The organism is Neobacillus sp. K501 (assembly GCF_053749995.1).
The window spans coordinates 163,841-184,287 of record NZ_JBSLYA010000006.1; the positions used below are offsets into that span (position 1 = coordinate 163,841).

Annotated in this window: 20 protein-coding genes and 1 riboswitch; of the genes, 7 read left to right on the forward strand and 13 right to left on the reverse strand. The window is 39.5% G+C overall.

Annotated features, from left to right (window positions below):
• Window positions 1–15: 15 nt before the first annotated feature.
• The gene (locus tag ACWM35_RS15155) at window positions 16–438 is read right to left on the reverse strand and encodes a DUF4395 domain-containing protein (RefSeq protein ID WP_454819631.1); all 423 of its coding nucleotides are present in this window, start codon (window positions 436–438) and stop codon (window positions 16–18) included.
• 238 nt (window positions 439–676) lie between these two features.
• Between ACWM35_RS15155 and ACWM35_RS15160 the strand changes: the two genes are divergently transcribed.
• Entirely contained in the window at window positions 677–1,498 is an 822-nt protein-coding gene (locus tag ACWM35_RS15160) for a PRD domain-containing protein (protein WP_454819632.1), read from the forward strand.
• A 212-nt stretch (window positions 1,499–1,710) separates the two neighbouring features.
• On the opposite strand, the gene nagE is transcribed toward ACWM35_RS15160, so the two are convergent.
• Complete coding sequence (nagE, locus tag ACWM35_RS15165; RefSeq protein ID WP_454819633.1) at window positions 1,711–3,153, reverse strand: N-acetylglucosamine-specific PTS transporter subunit IIBC; 1,443 nt, start codon at window positions 3,151–3,153, stop codon at window positions 1,711–1,713.
• A 106-nt stretch (window positions 3,154–3,259) separates the two neighbouring features.
• Entirely contained in the window at window positions 3,260–3,745 is a 486-nt protein-coding gene (locus ACWM35_RS15170; RefSeq protein ID WP_454819634.1) for a PTS sugar transporter subunit IIA, read from the reverse strand.
• A 428-nt stretch (window positions 3,746–4,173) separates the two neighbouring features.
• Between ACWM35_RS15170 and ACWM35_RS15175 the strand changes: the two genes are divergently transcribed.
• The gene (locus tag ACWM35_RS15175) at window positions 4,174–5,664 is read left to right on the forward strand and encodes a peptide MFS transporter (protein WP_454819635.1); all 1,491 of its coding nucleotides are present in this window, start codon (window positions 4,174–4,176) and stop codon (window positions 5,662–5,664) included.
• Window positions 5,665–5,796: 132 nt separating this feature from the next.
• On the forward strand, window positions 5,797–6,273 hold the full coding sequence (locus ACWM35_RS15180) for a glutathione peroxidase (protein ID WP_454819636.1): 477 nt from the start codon (window positions 5,797–5,799) through the stop codon (window positions 6,271–6,273).
• A gap of 55 nt (window positions 6,274–6,328) precedes the next feature.
• Here ACWM35_RS15180 and ACWM35_RS15185 read toward each other — a convergent pair whose 3' ends face one another.
• The 4 genes from ACWM35_RS15185 to ACWM35_RS15200 all read right to left on the reverse strand — a co-directional run bounded on the left by ACWM35_RS15185 (window position 6,329) and on the right by ACWM35_RS15200 (window position 10,155).
• Complete coding sequence (locus ACWM35_RS15185; RefSeq protein WP_454819637.1) at window positions 6,329–7,168, reverse strand: MetQ/NlpA family ABC transporter substrate-binding protein; 840 nt, start codon at window positions 7,166–7,168, stop codon at window positions 6,329–6,331.
• Window positions 7,169–7,189: 21 nt separating this feature from the next.
• On the reverse strand, window positions 7,190–7,861 hold the full coding sequence (locus ACWM35_RS15190; protein ID WP_454819638.1) for a methionine ABC transporter permease: 672 nt from the start codon (window positions 7,859–7,861) through the stop codon (window positions 7,190–7,192).
• Entirely contained in the window at window positions 7,851–8,864 is a 1,014-nt protein-coding gene (locus tag ACWM35_RS15195) for a methionine ABC transporter ATP-binding protein (protein ID WP_454819639.1), read from the reverse strand. Before ACWM35_RS15195 ends, ACWM35_RS15190 begins: the two co-directional genes overlap by 11 nt.
• Window positions 8,865–8,947: 83 nt before the next feature.
• Window positions 8,948–9,053, reverse strand: a riboswitch (SAM riboswitch).
• A gap of 139 nt (window positions 9,054–9,192) precedes the next feature.
• Complete coding sequence (locus tag ACWM35_RS15200) at window positions 9,193–10,155, reverse strand: LacI family DNA-binding transcriptional regulator (RefSeq protein WP_454819640.1); 963 nt, start codon at window positions 10,153–10,155, stop codon at window positions 9,193–9,195.
• 173 nt (window positions 10,156–10,328) lie between these two features.
• Here ACWM35_RS15200 and ACWM35_RS15205 point away from each other — a divergent pair, with 173 nt between their 5' ends.
• Window positions 10,329–10,757, forward strand: coding sequence for a VOC family protein (locus ACWM35_RS15205; protein ID WP_454819641.1), 429 nt, complete (start codon window positions 10,329–10,331; stop codon window positions 10,755–10,757).
• Between the two features lie 70 nt (window positions 10,758–10,827).
• Here the strand turns inward: ACWM35_RS15205 and ACWM35_RS15210 are convergent, their stop codons facing one another.
• The 3 genes from ACWM35_RS15210 to ACWM35_RS15220 form a co-directional block, all read right to left on the reverse strand.
• Window positions 10,828–11,184, reverse strand: coding sequence for a GIY-YIG nuclease family protein (locus ACWM35_RS15210; RefSeq protein WP_454819642.1), 357 nt, complete (start codon window positions 11,182–11,184; stop codon window positions 10,828–10,830).
• Window positions 11,185–11,664: a DUF6530 family protein gene (locus ACWM35_RS15215; RefSeq protein ID WP_454819643.1), complete on the reverse strand. Its 480-nt coding sequence runs from the start codon at window positions 11,662–11,664 to the stop codon at window positions 11,185–11,187. It abuts the gene before it with no gap.
• 128 nt (window positions 11,665–11,792) lie between these two features.
• Window positions 11,793–13,094 (reverse strand): MFS transporter, encoded by a 1,302-nt coding sequence (locus ACWM35_RS15220; RefSeq protein WP_454819644.1) that lies wholly within the window; start codon window positions 13,092–13,094, stop codon window positions 11,793–11,795.
• A 121-nt stretch (window positions 13,095–13,215) separates the two neighbouring features.
• Between ACWM35_RS15220 and ACWM35_RS15225 the strand changes: the two genes are divergently transcribed.
• Complete coding sequence (locus tag ACWM35_RS15225) at window positions 13,216–14,439, forward strand: helix-turn-helix domain-containing protein (RefSeq protein ID WP_454819645.1); 1,224 nt, start codon at window positions 13,216–13,218, stop codon at window positions 14,437–14,439.
• 20 nt (window positions 14,440–14,459) lie between these two features.
• On the opposite strand, the gene ACWM35_RS15230 is transcribed toward ACWM35_RS15225, so the two are convergent.
• Entirely contained in the window at window positions 14,460–15,617 is a 1,158-nt protein-coding gene (locus ACWM35_RS15230) for an ABC transporter permease (protein ID WP_454819646.1), read from the reverse strand.
• On the reverse strand, window positions 15,607–16,359 hold the full coding sequence (locus ACWM35_RS15235; protein ID WP_454819647.1) for an ABC transporter ATP-binding protein: 753 nt from the start codon (window positions 16,357–16,359) through the stop codon (window positions 15,607–15,609). Before ACWM35_RS15235 ends, ACWM35_RS15230 begins: the two co-directional genes overlap by 11 nt.
• Window positions 16,360–16,558: 199 nt before the next feature.
• Between ACWM35_RS15235 and ACWM35_RS15240 the strand changes: the two genes are divergently transcribed.
• Both ACWM35_RS15240 and ACWM35_RS15245 read left to right on the forward strand, forming a co-directional pair.
• A complete protein-coding gene (locus ACWM35_RS15240; protein ID WP_454819648.1) occupies window positions 16,559–17,257 on the forward strand; it encodes a LytR/AlgR family response regulator transcription factor in 699 nt (232 codons plus the stop codon).
• 13 nt (window positions 17,258–17,270) lie between these two features.
• Window positions 17,271–18,251 (forward strand): sensor histidine kinase, encoded by a 981-nt coding sequence (locus ACWM35_RS15245; RefSeq protein WP_454819649.1) that lies wholly within the window; start codon window positions 17,271–17,273, stop codon window positions 18,249–18,251.
• Between the two features lie 54 nt (window positions 18,252–18,305).
• Here the strand turns inward: ACWM35_RS15245 and ACWM35_RS15250 are convergent, their stop codons facing one another.
• The gene (locus ACWM35_RS15250; RefSeq protein ID WP_454819650.1) at window positions 18,306–20,399 is read right to left on the reverse strand and encodes a carbohydrate-binding domain-containing protein; all 2,094 of its coding nucleotides are present in this window, start codon (window positions 20,397–20,399) and stop codon (window positions 18,306–18,308) included.
• Window positions 20,400–20,447: the final 48 nt, after the last annotated feature.

Below are 20,447 nucleotides of genomic sequence, written 5' to 3' on the forward strand. Positions count from 1 at the left end.
CAGTCTTTTTTTAAATTAATTCGCTCTCCGATATTTGTACATTTTCCATTGATAGTGGATGAAGCATCCGATGCAAAAACCGCAGATTGCTACAGTCGCCGCGATACATACAAGAGTGGTAAACACATAGCCAAGAGTCTCCCAGCCAAGGAGAAAGCCCAAAAAACCGACCCCTAAACAAAAAACAGCGATCATTTGATTAAATTGCTGCTGCTCCCAGTCCTCCGGAATATACTCCTCCGGTTTTTTCTTAAGAAAAAGTTTGGCCGTATTCATAATTGGATTATATCGAAAAACAATTCCTGAGATTCCTGCTAATAATGGGATTAATAAAAACCATTCAGCTTCGAATACCCATGTTAAGAGAACACAAAGGACAATGACTGTCTGATTCGTTTTAACAAGCGGTCGAGGAATAGATCTTACTGTATTCGTCATAAAAAACCCACCTTTCAGATTGGATTTATTGGTTAAATTCATTTTACCTGCTCCTATTTAATTTGTATACATTAAAACCGTATTTCTCCTTCACCAGCACATCTATTTTTCCCTAGATTAAAGGAGAATTTATGAAAGGTGTCGAACTGTTGATTGAAATAAGGTAAAATTAGAATTAGTTCATTTTACTCTTGATATCATCTCGACATGTTAAGGAAAAAACAAGGAGCTGGATTAGTTGAAAATAAAGAAAATCCTAAATAATAATGCAGTTGTAGTTTCCGATAACAATGAAGAGAAAATCGCCATTGGTGCAGGAATCGCTTTTCAAAAAAGGAAAAACGATATTGTGAATCCTGAAAAAATTGAAAAGCTATTTGTGATGAAGGAAAACGAGAAGTTTCAGCAACTACTTCAGCAAATTCCTGCAGAACATTTAGCCCTCTCCGAAGAAATCATCACCTATGCTGAGGATAACCTAGGGTTAAAATTGAACGAACATATACATATCGGACTTACCGATCACCTATCCTTTGCGATTGAAAGAGCCAACGATGGCATTCATATTAAAAATAAACTTTTTAACGAAATCAAAATCCTTTATAAACAAGAATTCGATATAGGCATGTGGGCCATTAAATTAATCGAAAAAAGATCCAACATTAAGATGCCGGTAGACGAAGCTGCGTATATCGCTCTACATATTCATACTGCCAAACCGCAGGCAGAGAATATGAGGCAAACGTTGCGGCAAACTGCGATCATTGGAGAAATGATTCAGACGATCAAAGATCACCTGAACATTACCTTGGATGATGAAGATGACCTTTCCTATCAACGATTAATGACACATCTCCGTTTTGCCTTATATAGGTTATCAAATGATGAAATGCCGATTATGGATGACGAAATGTTAATGATGATAAGAAATAAATTCCCTGTTGCTTTTAGCTGTGCTCAAAAGGTTGCCAGTAAGGTTGCTCGAGACCATGAAATACGTCTTCCCGAGCAGGAACTGGGATACATCACCATCCATATCGAACGCTTAAGAAGCCGTTAAAAAATGCCTAGACCAAATTGGTCCAGGCATTTTTTTGATTACTTAAAAACTTTATACAAATATTAGTGTGGATAATCTTGAGAGGTTTTCTGAATCCAGCTCCAGCGCCTAGGGGCTCGGGTCATAAGCCAATCCGTCAAGAAGGTTAAAGAACAACCTTCTCGCCGGCTCGTCTTATGCCTGTCGCCCCTGGACAAGGCGCTTCCGCTTTTTTATTTTTGTTTACGAATTTTCATGATTTCATCTGCAACAAATTGAACGTTTGTTCCGACAATAACTTGAATGCTGTTTTTCCCAACAACATTTATTCCCGGCACACCCGTAGATTTAATCTTCTTCTGATCTACTGCGTCCATGTTTTTAACCTCTAAACGTAGACGAGTAACACAATTATCAACAGATGTTACGTTTGCATCGCCGCCTAAACCTTCATAGATTTTAGCAGCCATTGCCTCAAATTTGTTTCCGCCTGTAACACCTTCAACTTCTTCTTCTACATCTTCCTCCCGGCCAGGAGTCATTAAGTTAAATTTCGTAATAATAAAACGGAATAAGAAATAGTAAATAACTGCAAATACTAAGCCTTGAAGAAGTAACATATAAGGTTGGTTAGCAATTGGAATTTTTAAACTTAGAACAAAGTCAACTAAACCAGCGCTAAAGCCGAAACCAGCTGTCCATTGGAACGCTGCGGCGATCGCTAAGGAAATACCTGTTAACACTGCATGAGTTAAATATAAAACTGGTGCAACAAACATAAAGGCAAATTCAAGTGGCTCTGTTACTCCTGTAAAGAAGGAAGCTACACCTGCAGCCATCATTAAGGCAGCAACGGTTTTCTTTTTAGAAGATTTTGCTGTATGATACATAGCTAATGCTGCTGCTGGTAAACCGAACATCATTACAGGGAAGAATCCAGCTTGATACATACCGGTAATCCCTTTTTCACCCTTACTTGCCCAGAAGTTACCGATATCATTGATTCCAGCAACATCAAACCAGAATACTGAGTTTAACGCATGGTGCAATCCAATCGGAATTAATAAGCGGTTAAAGAATCCATAAATACCAGCACCGATTGCACCCATTTCTGCAATCGCTTTACCGAAAGCCACTAAACCTGAGAATACAGCTGGCCATACAAATAATAATACAAGTGAAACGACTAACATCGCCACGGATGTCATGATTGGAACAAGACGTTTTCCACTAAAGAATGAAAGGGCATCTGGCAATTTAACATGACTAAAACGATTATACATAATGGCAGCAATAATACCAGATAAAATCCCTATAAACTGTGTTCCAATCTTTCCGAATGCAGCATTGACCTCTTCTGCAGGAATCCCTTGAAGCATGGCAACAGAGTTAGTTGAAAGAACTGTTGTTACCACTAAGTAAGCAACCAATCCACTCAGAGCCGCTGACCCATCTTTGTCTTTCGACATTCCCAGCGCTACCCCAACCGCAAAAAGAATAGCCATGTTATCAATAATTGATCCACCAGCTTTAATTAAGAAGGCAGCAACTGGGCTTCCTCCACCCCATCCAGTAGGATCGATCCAATAACCAATCCCCATCAAAATCGCTGCAGCCGGTAATACGGCAACTGGCAGCATCAAGGATCGGCCCAGTCTTTGCAAATATTTCATCATTTTTTTGTCCCCCTATCAATAATATTTTTTCTTTGTCATAACCATTGCTCTCACCCGTTGGAAGACGATCACCTCCTTTAATTATCAAATCCTTACTATTAAGTTTTTATTTAGAAGAAGCGGTAATGATGACAGTTTTTCCTTGAATCGCTTCAACTTCCTCGGTCATAGCAAATTGCTTTTTCCCGTCATCACTATTCGTAATAATGATTGGTGTCACAATGCTTTTCGCATTGTTACGAATATAATCCCAATCTACTTCTAGCAAGAGTTGGCCGGCAGAGACCTTTTCTCCCTCTTTAACCTCTGCGGTAAAGCCCATTCCATTTAATGCTACTGTTTCTAAGCCGACGTGAATGAGTATTTCTGTCCCATCTTCGGCTTTTATGCCAACTGCATGTTTTGTATCCGCGACTAACATAATAGTCCCATTAACAGGTGAATGGATAGTTCCACCTGACGGCATAATTGCTAGCCCTTCCCCCATCATCTTTTGGCTGAATACGGGATCTGGAACCTCAGAAAGCGGTATTACAGCTCCTGTCACTGGCGAGATTATTTGTAATGGTTTCTTTTTAAATAGATTGAACATACTATCTTCCTCCTACATAAGTTGTCCTTGCAATTCAGAATACAAAAAAAAGGCATGGGGGTATCATAACAGACCAAATTAGTCTTATTATTTACCACCATGCCTAATCGTATTAGTAACATGTGATTCGATATTCGTATTAAGTTCATCATATCATGAAAATTTTAAAAAACAAGATGTAAGCGATGACATTTTTCACTCCTAGATTATCTCATCTTCGCAAATAGTTATTTAAATATAACGAAAAGTCCCTTTATTAAAAATAAAACCACTATTTTAAATTAACTTTTTTTAATGCTTCGATATATAAATAACCCAATAAAATCAAGGGTTTGACTACAGATGTAAAATTATTATAAAAAATAGTTTTTGACAATTGAAAAATATTAAAAGTATTATAATATATGAAGATAAAGGGAGGTTGTAAGATGTCAAACATCAATAGACAGAAAATTGTGGATAGTGTTCCTCAAAAAGGTTTCTTCGGTCATCCTAAAGGACTATTCACTCTTTTCTTTACAGAATTTTGGGAGCGTTTCTCCTATTATGGTATGAGAGCTATCCTTGTATACTATATGTATTATGAAGTTTCAAAAGGTGGATTAGGAATTGATGAAAACCTTGCCCTATCCATTATGTCCATTTACGGTTCACTTGTGTATATGTCTGGAATTATCGGAGGATGGCTAGCTGACCGGATCTTTGGTACTTCTAAAGCCGTATTCTATGGTGGAATTTTGATCATGCTTGGTCATATTGTTCTTGCCATTCCGGGCAGTGTTGCCATGTTCTTTGTATCTATGGTATTGATTGTTTTAGGTACAGGATTATTGAAACCTAACGTTTCTACTGTCGTTGGCGAAATGTATAGCGAAACGGATGATCGTCGTGATGCCGGATTCACTATCTTTTACATGGGAATTAACATGGGGGCCTTCTTATCACCACTTATCGTCGGAAGTGTGATGGACTATAGCTTCCACTTAGGTTTTGGTATCGCCGCTATTGGTATGTTCCTTGGACTTGTTATGTTTGTTTTAACAAAGAAGAAAAACCTTGGTCTTGCAGGTACAACTGTTGCGAACCCACTTTCACCTTCTGAAAAGAAAAAAACCTTTACAATGATTGGTTTAGGTGTAGTCGTTCTAGCAATCTTATGTGCTGTCTTAATCCCAATGGGAGTTTTAACATTCTCTAGCTTTATTAATATCGTTACCATTCTTGGTGTCGTGATTCCAACGATCTATTTTGTTGTCATGTACCGCAGCAAGAAAACAACAGATATAGAACGTTCACGTATCATTGCTTATATACCATTATTTATCGCTGCCGTTATGTTCTGGTCGATCCAAGAACAAGGTTCAACGATCCTTGCAAATTATGCGGATAAGCGTACGCAATTAGACTGGATGGGAATTGAAATTTCTCCAGCATGGTTCCAGTCATTAAACCCATTATTTATCATCATCTTTGCACCTATTTTTGCGTCTCTTTGGGTTAAATTAGGAAAGCGTCAGCCAACAGTACCACAAAAGTTCTCATTATCTTTATTATTTGCTGGTTTATCATTCCTTGTAATCCTTATTCCTGCATGGCTTGGCGGTACTGATTCACTAGTAAGTCCTATGTGGCTTGTTCTTAGTTATTTAATCGTAGTATTTGGTGAATTATGTATGTCACCTGTAGGATTATCTGCAACAACAAAATTAGCTCCTGCAGCATTCTCAGCACAAACAATGAGCTTATGGTTCTTAGCAAGTGCGGCTGCACAAGCATTAAACGCACAAATTGTTAAATTCTACACACCTGAAACAGAAATGACTTACTTCGGTGTCATCGGGGGAGCATCCATTGCTCTAGGTATCATTCTCATGATCCTATCTCCAAAAATTCAGGGCTTTATGAAGGGTATTCGTTAATAATAAATGGTACTTGTCACTTTAGTGGCAAGTACTTTTTTTATTTCTATAAGGCTTATAATTTCAATTTTAATCTAAACGGTGTACAATTTAATTTGAGGCAATTAAACTAATAGTAGTGGGAGGGATAGAATGAAAACAGTATATGATTTTAATGTGAAGATGACGAATGGTGAAGTGAAATCGTTGAAGGATTTTGAAGGTAAACCCTTACTTATCGTGAATACAGCAAGTAAATGTGGTTTTACTCCACAATTCAAAGGGCTTCAGGAACTGTATGAAAAGTATAAGGACCAAGGCTTAGAAATACTGGGGTTCCCGTGTGATCAATTCAATAATCAAGAGTTTGCTAATATTGATGAAACCACACAGTTTTGCCAACTAAACTATGGTGTAAACTTCCCGATGTTTGCAAAAATCGATGTATATGGAGTAGAAGCTGACCCTTTATTTAGACACTTAACAGAGCAGAAAAAAGGTCTTCTCACGAACAGAATTAAATGGAATTTCACAAAATTCCTCGTCGACCGAAATGGACAGGTTATTGAACGCTATAGTCCAACCACTGAGCCACTTAAGATAGAGGATGATTTACTAAAAGTACTATAAATATCTTAAATCAAAGCAAAGAGCCTTTCTAGGTTGAAAGGCTCTTACGCATGTCCTATTTTTGCATCCATTCTGGCTTTCCAAAGCCTTTAAACTGTTCATCAATGATCGCTTCGAAATCCGCTGACTCAACAATGGCTTTAAGGTCTTTGGCAAACTGAGCATCTTCATTATCTGCCTTAACCGCTACAACATTTCGGTATGGATCGAGCATATTTTCAAGTGCAACAGCATCAAGTAGATCCATTTTTGCCGCCAATGCAAAGTTTCCTGGTACTGCGGCTAAATCTGCACTTTCAACAGAACGTGGCAGCTGGCCAGCTTCAATTGGCTGGAACTTCAAATTCTTCTTGTTTTCTGTAATATCTTTTTCTGACACTTTTAACGGATCTGCACCTTCATTAATTTTAATAAGGCCTTCGTCACGAAGCGTGTTCAATGCGCGGGCTGCATTTGTCGGATCATTTGGAAGAGTTACCGTTGCCCCCTCTTTCACATCATCAATAGATTTAAATGTATTTGAATAGAGCCCCATCGGTGCAGTTGGTACAGAAATAAGTCCAGTTAAATCCATCTTGTTTTCTTTTTCAAAATTTTCAAGGTAAATCGTATGCTGGAATAGGTTTGCTTGAATGTCACCATTATCTAATGCTTTGTTCGGCTGAATATAATCACTGAATTCAACCACTTCTACCTTATAGCCCTTTTCTTCTAACCCTGGTTTAATCGCTTTTGATACCATGTCACTATAGGGACCAGCTGTTGCACCAATTTTAATTTCTTTTGTTTCTGCTGCTTTTCCCTCACTACTGCTTTCCTTACTAGCAGAACCTCCGCAAGCTGCTAAAACCGCAGCAACTACTACTAAAATAATCCCTGTTAACCACTTTTTCATCATCAATTCCCCTTTTCTTTCTTATCTTTTATCTAAAACTTTGGCAATATAATCACCAAGTAGCTGGATTACCTGAACTAAAACAATTAATATTACAACGGTTGCAATCATAATCGTATTATCGTATCGATAATAACCAAACCGTATCGCTAAATCGCCGATTCCTCCGCCGCCAACGGTACCCGCCATCGCTGAAAAGCCAATTAAACTGATGAGCGTTAAGGTAACTCCAGAAATGATTCCAGACCTCGCTTCAAGCAGCAGTACATCTTTAATAATCATCCACGGTGTAGCACCGGCAGCAATGGCAGCTTCAATAACACCTTTATCAATCTCCCTTAACGCCGTTTCAACAATCCTTGCGAAAAACGGAATTGCCGCAGCTGTAAGTGAAACACTTGCCGCTGTCGGACCAATGGTTGTTCCTACTAAGAAATTTGTTAATGGAATAAGAGCTACTAGTAAAATGATGAACGGGATCGACCGCACCATATTTACGGCAAAGCCTAAAACATTTTGGATCAAACGATTTTCTAAAAACAAACCTTTATCGGTGATATATAATAGAATTCCAACTGGCAGTCCAATCACGATGGCTACTAGTAATGAAATGGTTATCATATAAATCGTTTGAAAAAAAGCGGTATTAATATCTGGAATGAGTTCCACGAGATGCTGAAAATCAAAGCCCATCACGTAACACCTCCACTTGCGCTGCCCGATTCTCGATATATTGAAGGGCAGCTCTGATTTCTTGTTTTTCACCATTCAGCTCCATAATAAAGATGCCGAGAGGGAATTCTTGAATATACTCAATCGAACCGTGGAGGAAGTTGCCTTTTACGTTAAATTGCTGAAGCATATCAGAAATGACCCCCTCTCCAGCTACTTTCCCTTTGAATGTCACCTTCACAATGGGTCCTTCGCATCCATTTAAAATGACTTCTGGTATTTCTAAGGAAACAACACTTTCAATAAACTCTTTTGTTAATTCCGTTTGAGGATTGGCAAAGATATCATAGACAGCACCTTCTTCTATGACTTTTCCATCCTGCATGATCGCCATCCGGTTGCAGATTTCCTTTACAACATCCATTTCATGGGTAATTAAAACAATGGTAATATTGAGTTCTTTATTGATTTTTTTTAATAGATTTAAAATCGACTTTGTTGTCGTTGGGTCGAGTGCAGATGTTGCTTCGTCACATAGTAACACCTTTGGGTTGTTGGCAAGCGCCCGCGCTATACCAACCCGCTGTTTTTGACCGCCGCTTAGCTGTGCGGGATAAACATCTCTTTTATCCGAAAGACCAACCATCTCAAGCAGCTCTTCTACCCTTTCTTTGATTTGGTCGGCTGGTATCTTGGCCGCCTTTAGGGAAAAAACAATATTCTCGAACACTGTTTTTTGGCTGATTAAGTAGAAATGCTGGAAGATCATCCCGATTTTTAACCGTGCCAGTCGAAGATTCTCACCCTTTAAAGAAGTTAGATCAATACCATCTACCGTAATACTTCCAGAGGTTGGCCGCTCTAGCAGATTAATACAGCGCAACAGCGAACTTTTTCCGGCACCTGAATAACCAACAATTCCAAATATCTCGCCCTCTTGCACGGATAACGAGACTTCATCAACACCTTTTATGCTCCCATTTTTTGTTTTATAAACTTTTGAAAGATTCCGAATTTCAATCATATGATTACCCTCTTTTTTTAAAAATCAAGAACAAAAAATGCCCCTTTCAACTGAAAGGGGCATCGAAATACATTCTATATCTCGACTTATCTTTCAGAATGAAAGTCATTCTGCAGGAATTGGCACCTTCCCAAAAAGGGGGTTGCCGGACGTCATAGGGCCTTGTCCCTCGGTCACTCTCGATAAGTTCAATTAATTATTAAATTAGGATTATTTAGATACTACTAAGCTATCTTTATTTTGTCAATCGTCTAAAAATAACCTTCACTTTCGTTAACCGCTTTCATTCCGATAAAATCAACCAAAATAGTAGGGTTAAAAAATTTTTTCAAACAGTTCGTCGTACGATCAAGTGGACGGGTATTTCCTCGTAAGTGAGCTTTTCATTATTTACAGCTTGATTAAAAAGCTTTCTTCCAATCTCAACAAGAGGGATTTCAATGGTTGTGATGTTCATCATTTTAGCAATCGGCTGATTATCAAAACCGATAATCGCAAGTTCATTGGGAATGGAAATGTTTTGCTGTTGGGCACAGGTAACAATTCCAGCAGCCACTTGGTCACCGGTGACTAATAAGGCAGATGGTGGATTAACCATCTGCTTAATCTGCTCAATCACTTGCTCTCCATCTTCAAAATACAAGCAATCATCAAAGATATATTCAGAGCGAAACGGTAACTTGTATTTTTCATTAAAATCCTTATAGGCCAATCCTCTAGCCTTACTGCTCGGACCTGTTTTGCGACCAATACAATAACCTATTTTTTGATGACCTTCACGATATAAATAATCCAAGGCAAAAGAAAAGTTTTTATAATGGTCGATGAAGGTGGAAGAAGCTTCTTTCCCTTTGGTATCTTCACAAAAAACAATTGGTCCATAAGGTAAGTATTCTTCAATTTTGGACCACTCACAAATTCTCGAACAAATGATGAGGGCATCAACCTGCTTTTGCTTAAGCATCCGTAATGCCTCTATTTCCCTGCTCCTCACATAATTGGTTTGGATTAATACTAGATTATAGTTTTGCTTTAATGCCTCAGTTGCAATTCCATTAACCAACTGGGCAAAGTATGGATGATTTGAAAATGGAATGACCACACCAACAAGAAAGGTCTTCCCTTTACTTAAATGAACGGCATTTATATTCCGCTGATAATTACTCTTTCGGATCGCTTCTAAAACGGCTTTTCTTTTTTCATCCTTCACATAAGGATGCTGGTTCAATACACGGGAAACAGTCGTGACTGAAACTCCCGCCATTTTTGCCAAATCCCGAATATTTGCCACGTTATCACCTTTTCACTAAATAACTTTTCAGTACCCCTTACATTTATTATTATCCTACCACATTTTTCATTCAGTCTCTTATTTGCATAATAGTTCCTTTTCATTATTGATTAATTATCCTAATTTGGGTAAAAATGGAGTTGTATAACGAATCTAATTTGGGAGTGAAGCAAATGTCTGTAGATGTTTATCTTAATTTTAATGGCAATTGCCGGGAAGCGGTAGAATTTTATGCCAAGGTTTTTGGTTCTGAAGTACCGAAAATGATGACTTTCGGTGAAACACCACAAGATCCAAATTATCCAATGCCGGAAGAAGCGAAAAATTTAGTTATGCACACAAGACTGAACATCGCTGGAAGCAATGTCATGTTTTCAGATACTTTCCCAGGCATGCCGTTTGTGGAAGGCAACAACATTACCCTTTCCTTAATCAGTAATAATACGGACGATCTTACCTCCTGGTTTAACCAATTAAAAGAAGGCGGCAAGGTAGGGATGGAGCTTCAAGAAACATTCTGGAGCAAGCTCTACGGTCAAGTAACCGATAAATTTGGAATTCACTGGCAGATTAACTACGACAATGGTGAAATGGCCTGGTAAAACGAAAAGCGGAAGCGCCTTGGTCAGGGGCATATAAAAAGGATAGGGAGCAGTTCCCTATCCTTTTGCATTACTTTTTATAAAATTCTAATCCTTCGTTACTCAATTTTTCTTCCCAAATAAACTGCAACACAGCTAATTCTTCAGAGTAGTCGGTTTTGGCTTCATCCTTATCATATTCAAGATTCTCGAGGATCTCCATCTCAAAGTTTTCTTCCCCCTGTTGCTTCCACGCCTTGGTTAATTCGCGATTGGGGTGAAATCCTGATTGCAACTTGACGATACTGCTGTTCATTCTTGCCTTTAAATTGGCCGTCGCTTCAAGGAAACACTTATTATCCGATTTTGAACGAATGATATAGATGCCCATCGGGTGCTTCATTTCTCTATACTGCAATTTTAATTCCTTTTTTCGATTACTCTCCATTTAATATCCCATCTCTTTCAAGATACTTGATAAAGTCCGCAGCCGTTCACCAATTAGCTCATCATCATGGCTAAGCGCCTGACTGAACAATTGAATATCTTCATCAATTTTTTCATTGTCCGTACAAACAGCAACCGTCATTGCATCACCTTGAATTCCTACTCTGTCGATCATCGGATTTTCTGGATCATACAATTTCTCATATTGATAGGCTTCGCGAAAATGAAGCTTGGCCCGACTAACAAGAATCGCAAGATCAAGGACACGATGGAGCGGTAATTCCTCAGATTGCCTAGACCATTTTTCTCCTGTATATCGCCACACTTTAGCCGAAATATCAACCTTGCCACGATCATTCCACTGAGCCAATCCTAAAGAAAGACCCTTCGCATCCGATTGATAAGCATTTCTCCCGTCTACATTCTCGTAGTTCTCAGATACGATAACAGGTTTATGTTTTAAATTAGTTGGGATTTTCATAAATTTCTACCGCCTTATATTTAGTAATTTAGTAAATTACTGATTTACTAAATATAAGTATAACGACATTCATTTAGGTTTTCAAGCTGCAAAAAGGAACTAGAGCTCGTCTAGTTCCTTTTATTTGTTTACGATGTGACTCGCGCTTCACTTTTAACCACTCTATCCCGCTCCAATTGTGGGTGAGCCTTTCTAATAACAGATGGCCTCGCCAGAAATAGAACAACTCCAAGGAAGATACATGCAGAGACTAGGAGAATCCATTGTGCTGGGAAGACATCATACAAGAAACCGTAAAGCACCATCCCTAAAGGCATTAACGCCATTGCCATCGTTTCAAGTATCGAAAAAACCCGGCCCTTATAATCGTCATCGATTTGTTTTTGCATCATCACCTGCATGGGTGTATTCACGATAATGACTAATGATCCTAAACTAAACATCAACAGCAGGTAATAACCAAAAACGACCCCATAGGACATTTTTATCAGTAATGGCATAGCAATCGCGCCCATGATGCCCCCCATTCCAAGGATCCCCCGCTTTGATACTAGTAACGGAAATTTCACATCTTTTCTTATAGAAAAATAAATCGAAAACAACAACATACCGATGGCAAATCCACCTTGTGTAAAGCCAAAATGCTGAGAAGCCATTTTCATTTTTTCAATGAGGATAAAGGAGTAGCCTACTTCAAATGCTGAAAAGAGAAAATTTATTAACAGCGAAATCCAAATGATGGTCATCAGCAGTGGCTGCAGTTTCAAATAGCGAATTCCAGCCTTCATACTTTGCCACATCGTCTCTTTCTCTTCAAAGGTCTCCTTCTCTTTGCGATTCGCAAATAATTGGAAGTTCATGGTTGACTCAAGTATGACCGCAATGATGGATGCAACCATATAGACAATAAGGAACACTTCCATCGATACTGCTCCATACAAAAGACCTCCAACCGCAGGACTGCCAATTGACGCAAAGGAAATCGACATTTGATTCAATGACATCGCTCTTTGAACCCTTTCCTTATCAACAAGGCCGGTGATCGAAGAGGTAAAGGTTACGCCTGAAAACATCGAGGTCACCGACAGGATACACGAAGTAGCATAAATCGCTGTTAATGATAACTCGGACATCATAATAACAGCTAATAATCCTCCAATCGCAATCGTTGTGGCAATTTGGGAAAGAACGATTATCTTCTTTCTCGAGTATTTATCGACTAAATAACCGGCAAAGGGTGCCAGCAATGTACGGGGCAAAATATTACAAATTAGGTTTGCAGCAAAGCTCGTGGCCGAACCAGTCGCTTGTAAAATATAAAAACTAATCGCAAAGGCATACACTTGTGCACCAAACGAAGAAATGAGCTTGCTAATGGTGAACGTCCACAGATGGTATGTCGCTTTTTTAAGCTTTTTTATCTCCTCCATCAAAATCCCACCTAAAAGTTTAATTTAATTAAACAAATTTTATCATGAAATTTCTTCCATTTCAAGAAAAAGTTTAATATAATTAAACTTATATTACTATAATTAGGAGTGTTCCTTCGATATGTTAGGTGAACGGATACGTGAAATACGGAAAAAGAAAAAGATGACCCTGGAAGCACTCGCGGGGGAAGAATTAACAAAGGGAATGCTTAGCCTGATCGAAAATAATAAGGCGAATCCCTCCATAGAAAGCTTATCGTATATCGCCAAACGTCTTGGCGTAGAATTGACCGACCTGTTGCAAGAAACAAGCACACTGGAATTGCGCGAGATTCTTGAAAAAGCAGAGAAGTTATACAATACGCAGGAAGCTCATCATAAACAATTAATTGCTCTTATTGATCCCTATCTTCCAAAGCTGACCCAAGGATATGAAGCAGCCCGATTATTAGACCTTTATAGCCGCTGCCTATTTAAAGAAAAAGAGGATTGCTGGCAGGATTTTTCCGATCGTGCAGCAAAGATGTACGATGAAATGAATATAACTGGAAAACGTGCAAGTGTTGGCATCTTTCAATCTATGGTGAAATTTGTTGAACACGACTACACACATGCATTAAATATCCTTTTGAATGAAAGAGAGAAAATCGAAGCAACACACTCATACATTGATCCGATAACAAGGGTTGACCTTGATTATCATGAGGCGATTTTGCATTTCGCTGTCGGGAATTCCAAAGAGGCAACTCGTGTGATGGAAAACGCGATTAATTTTTCAAAGGAGCACCGTATCTATTTTCGAATTGATGATCTATACCGGCTAGCCTGCGCCCACGCGCTGCTAACGAAAGATGTTGCAAAGAAAGATCATTATGCGACAAAGTTAAAGCAATATGGTGAATTTGCTGAGGACCCCAATTCCATCATTTTTTATGATCTCATTATGGTAATGACTCTTATCGAAGAAAAGCAGGGGTATCAACAGGCCTTAGAAATCATTGATCAGTTTGTAAATGACCCAAAGATTGAAGTTTATCATTTGGTTGAAAAAGGAAAAGCTTTGTATTTTCTTTGTCAATTTAAAGAGGCAATTCTCTGTTTCGAAAAAGTCGAAGTACCCGTCGATACTCATCATCCCTTTGATTTAGCGCTGCTTTATGTAAGTGGTTCCTACAAAGCGCTGTGCTATCTGGAACTCGGAAACCTAGAGAAAGCTTTCCAATCAGCACGATCAGCCGTTGAAAAATTTGAGCCACTCCCGCATACATCCTACAAAGATTTCGCGATGGAAACGTACAAAAGAATTCAAATCGAAATGCCCAAAACAAAACCCGCCGAAGACTAATGCTCAGGCGGGTCAGTTTTTTAATTCATTACCCATTTATCTTTCATAAATAAGATTCTTCCAATGATAAATATAACAACCATGACGATTAAATTACTCGCGAGTGTGATTAAGATATGTTCAACTTGGACAACACCAAAGAGCAACTCCTTTAAGAGGCTGAAAAGATTCATGATTGGGATCGCAAAATGTTGAAAACTCAGTTCATTAATCCCGATGCCAGTAATCATCATACTCGGAAATACGGTCAGCATCATAACCGGAGTGCTGTAGCTTTGTGATTCCTTAACGGTCTTACCGATGATGCTTGTTAGCATTAGTAATGATGCATTGAACATGGCATAAATAATCGAAACAATTACGGCTAATCCAACAACTAGAACAGCGTCATCGCCAAATGAGATTGCCTTTTTCAGAGTTTCTGTTAATAAATTTATTTCTAAAGCCACGACGATCAAGGTAATAATACCCGTAATCGCCCCTACTGAAGCAATGGTCAGCCATTTTGCAAAGAGCATCGTTCCTCGGTTGACGGGAGTCATTAATAAAGCTTCCATCGTCTTTCGTTCTTTTTCTCCGGCAAATAGATCGGAAGCAGCCGGACCTGCCCCTATCCCGATTGATAGCGACAAAATCAAAGGAATCAACAAAGTTAGGATATTAATATTAGGGTCTTCTTCCGAAATTTCCTTTTGATTGACCGTAAAAGGCTGAATGAGTGAAAGATCTGTTCCTTGTGCCTGCAGGCGCTCCGCCGTAACGGATTTTTCAAAAACACTTAGCGCATTTGTTACTAGATTCATTAAATTAGATGATTTCTGGCTAAATGAATCGCCGATGATCGTAACCGATGCTTCTTTACCGTTCTCAATATTGCTGACAAAGTCGGGACTAAGGATGAGTGCCGCTGCAGCTTCTCCTTCTTCAAGCGTTTCTTCAGGATCCGCAGATTTAACAAATTCAATATTTTCATAAGCAGAAAAAATCTTCTCTTCCTCTGTACTTAAGGATTGATGAACAGCGAGCGTAAAGGATTCGCCTTCCCCATCAGAAGCTAATTTTTCATAAAAAAAGGTTAATCCTGTCATCATCACAATCGGCAGCAGTACCGTTAAGAATAAGGTTCTACGATCACGGAAGCTGTCCTTCATTTCTTTTAAATAGATATTAAGAAGCATAATTTTCGTTCCCCCTGACAAGTTTACTCATAAATATATAGTTCAGATCGCGGCTTCCTTCGGATTTGTAAAGTTCCTCAAGGTTACCTTGGTAAACAAGCTCTCCCTTATGCATCATTGCGACAGTATCGCACAGCATCGATACTTCCTCCATAATATGGCTCGAAAAGATAATCGTCTTGCCGTCTCGCTTCAATTGATGAACCAATTGGCGAAATACATTCGAGGAGGTAATATCCAACCCAGTTGTCGGTTCGTCGAACAGAATGATATCCGGATTATGGATAAGTGTCCTCGCAATGGCTACCTTCTGGCGCATCCCTTTTGAAAAACCGCCAACTTTTCTGTTTAGATAATCTTTCATCCCAAACATCTTTGCTAGATCATCAATACGCACCTTCGTTTCATGCTTCCCTAAGCCATATAACATTGCAAAGTATTCCAGGTTTTCTCTGGCCGTTAAGCGATCGTATAAGCCTGTTTCGCCGCCAAACAAAACACCAATTCTCTTCTTGATTTCATTCGGTTCTTTAACCGTATCAAAACCGCCCACTTTTACGTAACCCTCCGTTGGCGTTAACAGAGTGGCAACCGTTCTTAACAAAGTTGTCTTTCCCGCTCCATTCTCCCCTAAGAGACCTACTACCTGACCTTCCTTTACCGAAAAGGAAACGTGTTTTAGTGCTGTTACATATATCTTTTTATCTTGAAATTTCTTCGTTACCTCATGAATCTCGATCATGATCTTTCCCATCCCATCTGTTTGTTTTCTTGTCATTATCATACAAAGAAACAAAGCAGGAATCTGCACTTATGTCGCGAATATTCCTTTTGATGTCGTGAAAATGACAAATTCCCCCCTTTAAGTGGTAAAATAAAGTGGAAACATTCACCAGTTGGATAAAGCTAAAACGAAAACTTTGAGGGTAAGGCGGAAATATATGAAGGTTGGATTAGTCGATGATCGCATGATTGATTTAGATAAATTGAATGGAATTGTTTCCGGGATAGAAGGTGTGGAGATCGTATTCTCAACTCTATCCGCGGAGGAAGCTTATGAGCATATTAAGAAGGAAGAAATCGACTTATTGATAGCGGATATTGAGATGCCCAATCTATCAGGCTATGAACTGGCAGATATTATTCACTCCCATGCACTAAATATCTCAGTCATCTTTGTCACGGGGAATAGCGGCTATGCGGTTCATGCCTTTGAACTGAATGTCCATGATTATATTATGAAGCCTTATCCGAAGGAACGGTTGATTAAATCGATTGAAAGACTTAAGGAAAAAACAAAATCGGCTGAAATTGCCGGCCGACTCTATTTAAAACAGAAGAATGATATCCACATTATTCAAAAGAAGGATATTGTATTTATCGAAAGATCAGGGCGATCGACGACCATTTATACCAAATCCGGTCCGATTAAAACCTATCAAACCCTTAATGAATTAGAGGGTGAATTGAGAGAAAGAGACTTTATCCGCTCCCATCGATCCTTCATCATTAATATTCACTATGTAAAGAATTTCTCCCTTTATGCGAAAAACTCTTATATCGTTATCTTCGAGGGAATCGAAGAACAGGCAATGATTACGAAGGAAAAGGTAGATTTTTTACAGGAAAATTACTTTTAAAGGCGGAGAAAACTTGAAATCAGCTAAACTGTATTGGAGTTTCGTAACCGTTCTTGGGATGATCCATCTCTACACGATATTTACGAATCTTCCTATTAATATTCCGATTTATCTACCATTTTTTCTAGTTGTAGGTCTTGTCTTTTATTTTTCAAAAAGAATCATTCTCAAAATCTCTCATTTAGGGCTGCAATGGAATATTTCCCTTCTGGCCCTGCAGCTGTTACTTCTATTGATATACATTGAAGATATTGGTTTACCGGTAGGTTTCGTGCTGCTGAGCGTTTTTATCGGGATTGAAGTGGTACGGCAAATGGGAGCAAATAAGCTAGCTTCCCTGCAGAAAGAGCTTGCCCAGGTAGCAGAACAGCAGGCCCATTTTAATGAAACCTTTCGCATCGTTCGCAGTGAAAGGCATGATTTTCTAAAGCATATCGCCGCTGTCCATTTCATGCTTGAGAACAAAGAATATGATGAGGCAAAGATTTATTTCGACCAGTTAATGGATGGATATGAAGAGACCAATCTTTCGATTAAAGGAGAGCGAGGCAGTGTGGCTGGAATTCTTCATCAAATGTATCGTCGTGCCCAAGCCGCTGGTATTTCTGTTGTATATGATCTTGATCTTCCATTTTCAACATTGCCGCTGTCTGATAATCATATGGTCACCCTGCTTGGAAATCTTCTCTCAAACAGCATTGATGCTTGTGAAGAGTGGCAGAAGCAACATAAACAACAGGCCATGCTTACATTGCAATTTTATAAAAGAAGCGGTTTGTACTTATTAATTTGTAAAAATAATAGTCTTCCCATCCCAAAGGAGATTCTAGATGAATTATTCCATACCTATGGTAAAACCACTAAGGCTGATGGGCATGAGGGGCTAGGTACGAAAATTATCCAAGACATTGTAAACGAGCACCAAGGATTCCTAGATTTTGTCTACAAAAACGAAGAATTCACTATTAAAATTAAGATTCCCGCCATCCGATAGATTACGAAAAGGGCAGTGCAATATTATTGCTGCTGCCCTTTCTCAAGGTATTGGTTATTGAGGTCTATTGCCTCCTCCTGGAAATTCTACTCCCAGATCCGCTAGTTTAGCTTGTGCCTCTTCCCTAGTAATCGTTCCTGTCCGTTCTTGTTCCATGATTTCTTGGGCCTTTGCTTTCGTCTCCTCATCTAGATTTGAGAACATATCACCACGGTTTCCACCGTCTTGTGGAGCTTGCCCGCCACGACCACCACCGCCGCCAGGACCGCCACTCCCGGCCGTTGTAATCCCAGATTCGTTCAGCCATGTTACAGAATCCGCTATGGTGAATTCGACTACTTTGGTACCACCAGAGTATTTTCCATCCGTATAATACCCATTCTCTTCACTTCCAGTTGAGGAGCCATTAGCGTATAACGTGTACTTGCCGTCCTTTTCAAGTTTCGGAGAGCTGATAAATACAGTTTGGTAATCTTTTTCAGGTGCGAACGTTACGACAGTATTCCCTTTACTGTCTTCCAAATGGAGGATTGTCCCTGCTTTTTGTGTTTCAGGGTAAGTCATCAGCATGGAGTACTGTTTAGAATCCTCTGACACAGCCTGAACCATGCCGCTACTTCCTGTAGCAATTAAGAGGCCGCCACTCATGTCAAAGGTCTGGTCATAATCAAGTGAACCATTACCAGCATTAGTCGGTCCGCTGACAATCACGGTACCATCCGTCATCTGGATGGAACCATTGGAATCCAAACCATCTCCCTGTGAATTCACATAGACATTCCCACCTGTAATGGAAAGAAGATTGTTTTCGGAAGAGGTTGATTGCATATCAGGATTAGAACCATCCACTCCTCCCCCGATATTAATGCCATCATCACTAGCATTAACATGGATATCGCCGCCTGCAATGGTTACAACCGTACTTTCAATTCCTTCATAGCTTTTGCTGATCGTGATGTCGCCGCCTTTGGTAAGAATGGCGGTATCCCCATGAATGCCATCATCACCGGTAGCAATCGCTAATTTTCCTCCTGTTATTGTTACGCTGTTGTTGCTGTGAACAGCATCATCTAAAGTATCAATATCAAATGTCCCGCCTCCGATTGCAACCTCGGTGCCCGCCTTCAAGCCTTTGGCACTATCCGATTCCTTCTCAGTAACAGTAGTTGTAGTTGTGTTCGTTTGTCCTGGCATTGGTCCGCCATTTTCCTTTGTGGCAATCGTATCTGGACTTCCACCGCCAGCGGAAATTTTAAAGTTACCGTCTGCGATCAGTAGTGAGGTTACTGCCTGGATACCATCATTTGCAGCAGTTAGATCGAATGTTCCTCCTTCAATGGCAATCACTCCTTTTGAAGTATCTTCATCATTGGTCGACTTGACCGCATCCCCGCCTGCTTTAATCGTGATATTCCCTTCCTTCACAGCTAAAATATCACGGCCCAATAAACCGTCATCCACTGCTTCGATTTCAATCGTCCCACCGATAACTTTCAATTCATCTTTGCCAGCAATTCCATTATTATAATTGCCTTTGACAACCAGTTTTCCTGTTCCGTTAATGGTGAGGTTGTCTTTACTGAAGATAGCCGCATTCGGTTCATCCTCTGAGTCTTCAAGGTCATATGTTGTGCCGTCCGTGATATAGTTTTCTGTCCCTTCCTCAAGGGAAATGACGGTTTTTTCCGCTTGCTTTACATATATTGGCGCATTGCTGGAGGAATTGATGTCCACTCCATTCAGCACAAGCCTAACTGTTGCTTTATCCTCGGCATCGACAATGATTTGCCCATCATTCAGTGTTCCGCTGATCACATAGGTGCCAGAAGTTTTAATTGTGACGATATTCGCATCAGCCATTGCTCCGCTGGAATCGCCAACTTCAGCTCCTGTACCAGTTAATTTGATTGAGGTAGTGTCCTCGTTTTTCCAGTCACTGTACAGATCATCTTTGTCATACTTCACGATCCCACTAATGACGTCAGCAATCTTTTTATCACCAATTGTGCTCAAGCTTTCTGCGTTTACTTTCGTAACGTTGTTATTGGCGCTATCTGTCTCGCTGCTGTTATTGCTGCAGCCAAATAATAAGGCCGTGCACATAAGTGATGCTGCTAATTTCGTATATCTAGATTTTTTTTTCGACATGATTTTCTCCTTTAAAATAAGATTATATTTTTGCGCAGATCTTAATGG

Bases quoted from the DNA above. Each gene is read 5' to 3' on its own strand.
- ACWM35_RS15155 (WP_454819631.1), bottom strand. From the start codon at position 438: ATGACGAATACAGTAAGATCTATTCCTCGACCGCTTGTTAAAACGAAT.
- nagE (WP_454819633.1), bottom strand. From the start codon at position 3,153: ATGATGAAATATTTGCAAAGACTGGGCCGATCCTTGATGCTGCCAGTT.
- ACWM35_RS15170 (WP_454819634.1), bottom strand. From the start codon at position 3,745: ATGTTCAATCTATTTAAAAAGAAACCATTACAAATAATCTCGCCAGTG.
- ACWM35_RS15175 (WP_454819635.1), top strand. From the start codon at position 4,174: ATGTCAAACATCAATAGACAGAAAATTGTGGATAGTGTTCCTCAAAAA.
- ACWM35_RS15180 (WP_454819636.1), top strand. From the start codon at position 5,797: ATGAAAACAGTATATGATTTTAATGTGAAGATGACGAATGGTGAAGTG.
- ACWM35_RS15185 (WP_454819637.1), bottom strand. From the start codon at position 7,168: ATGAAAAAGTGGTTAACAGGGATTATTTTAGTAGTAGTTGCTGCGGTT.
- ACWM35_RS15190 (WP_454819638.1), bottom strand. From the start codon at position 7,861: ATGGGCTTTGATTTTCAGCATCTCGTGGAACTCATTCCAGATATTAAT.
- ACWM35_RS15195 (WP_454819639.1), bottom strand. From the start codon at position 8,864: ATGATTGAAATTCGGAATCTTTCAAAAGTTTATAAAACAAAAAATGGG.
- ACWM35_RS15205 (WP_454819641.1), top strand. From the start codon at position 10,329: ATGTCTGTAGATGTTTATCTTAATTTTAATGGCAATTGCCGGGAAGCG.
- ACWM35_RS15210 (WP_454819642.1), bottom strand. From the start codon at position 11,184: ATGGAGAGTAATCGAAAAAAGGAATTAAAATTGCAGTATAGAGAAATG.
- ACWM35_RS15215 (WP_454819643.1), bottom strand. From the start codon at position 11,664: ATGAAAATCCCAACTAATTTAAAACATAAACCTGTTATCGTATCTGAG.
- ACWM35_RS15220 (WP_454819644.1), bottom strand. From the start codon at position 13,094: ATGGAGGAGATAAAAAAGCTTAAAAAAGCGACATACCATCTGTGGACG.
- ACWM35_RS15225 (WP_454819645.1), top strand. From the start codon at position 13,216: ATGTTAGGTGAACGGATACGTGAAATACGGAAAAAGAAAAAGATGACC.
- ACWM35_RS15230 (WP_454819646.1), bottom strand. From the start codon at position 15,617: ATGCTTCTTAATATCTATTTAAAAGAAATGAAGGACAGCTTCCGTGAT.
- ACWM35_RS15235 (WP_454819647.1), bottom strand. From the start codon at position 16,359: ATGATCGAGATTCATGAGGTAACGAAGAAATTTCAAGATAAAAAGATA.
- ACWM35_RS15240 (WP_454819648.1), top strand. From the start codon at position 16,559: ATGAAGGTTGGATTAGTCGATGATCGCATGATTGATTTAGATAAATTG.
- ACWM35_RS15250 (WP_454819650.1), bottom strand. From the start codon at position 20,399: ATGTCGAAAAAAAAATCTAGATATACGAAATTAGCAGCATCACTTATG.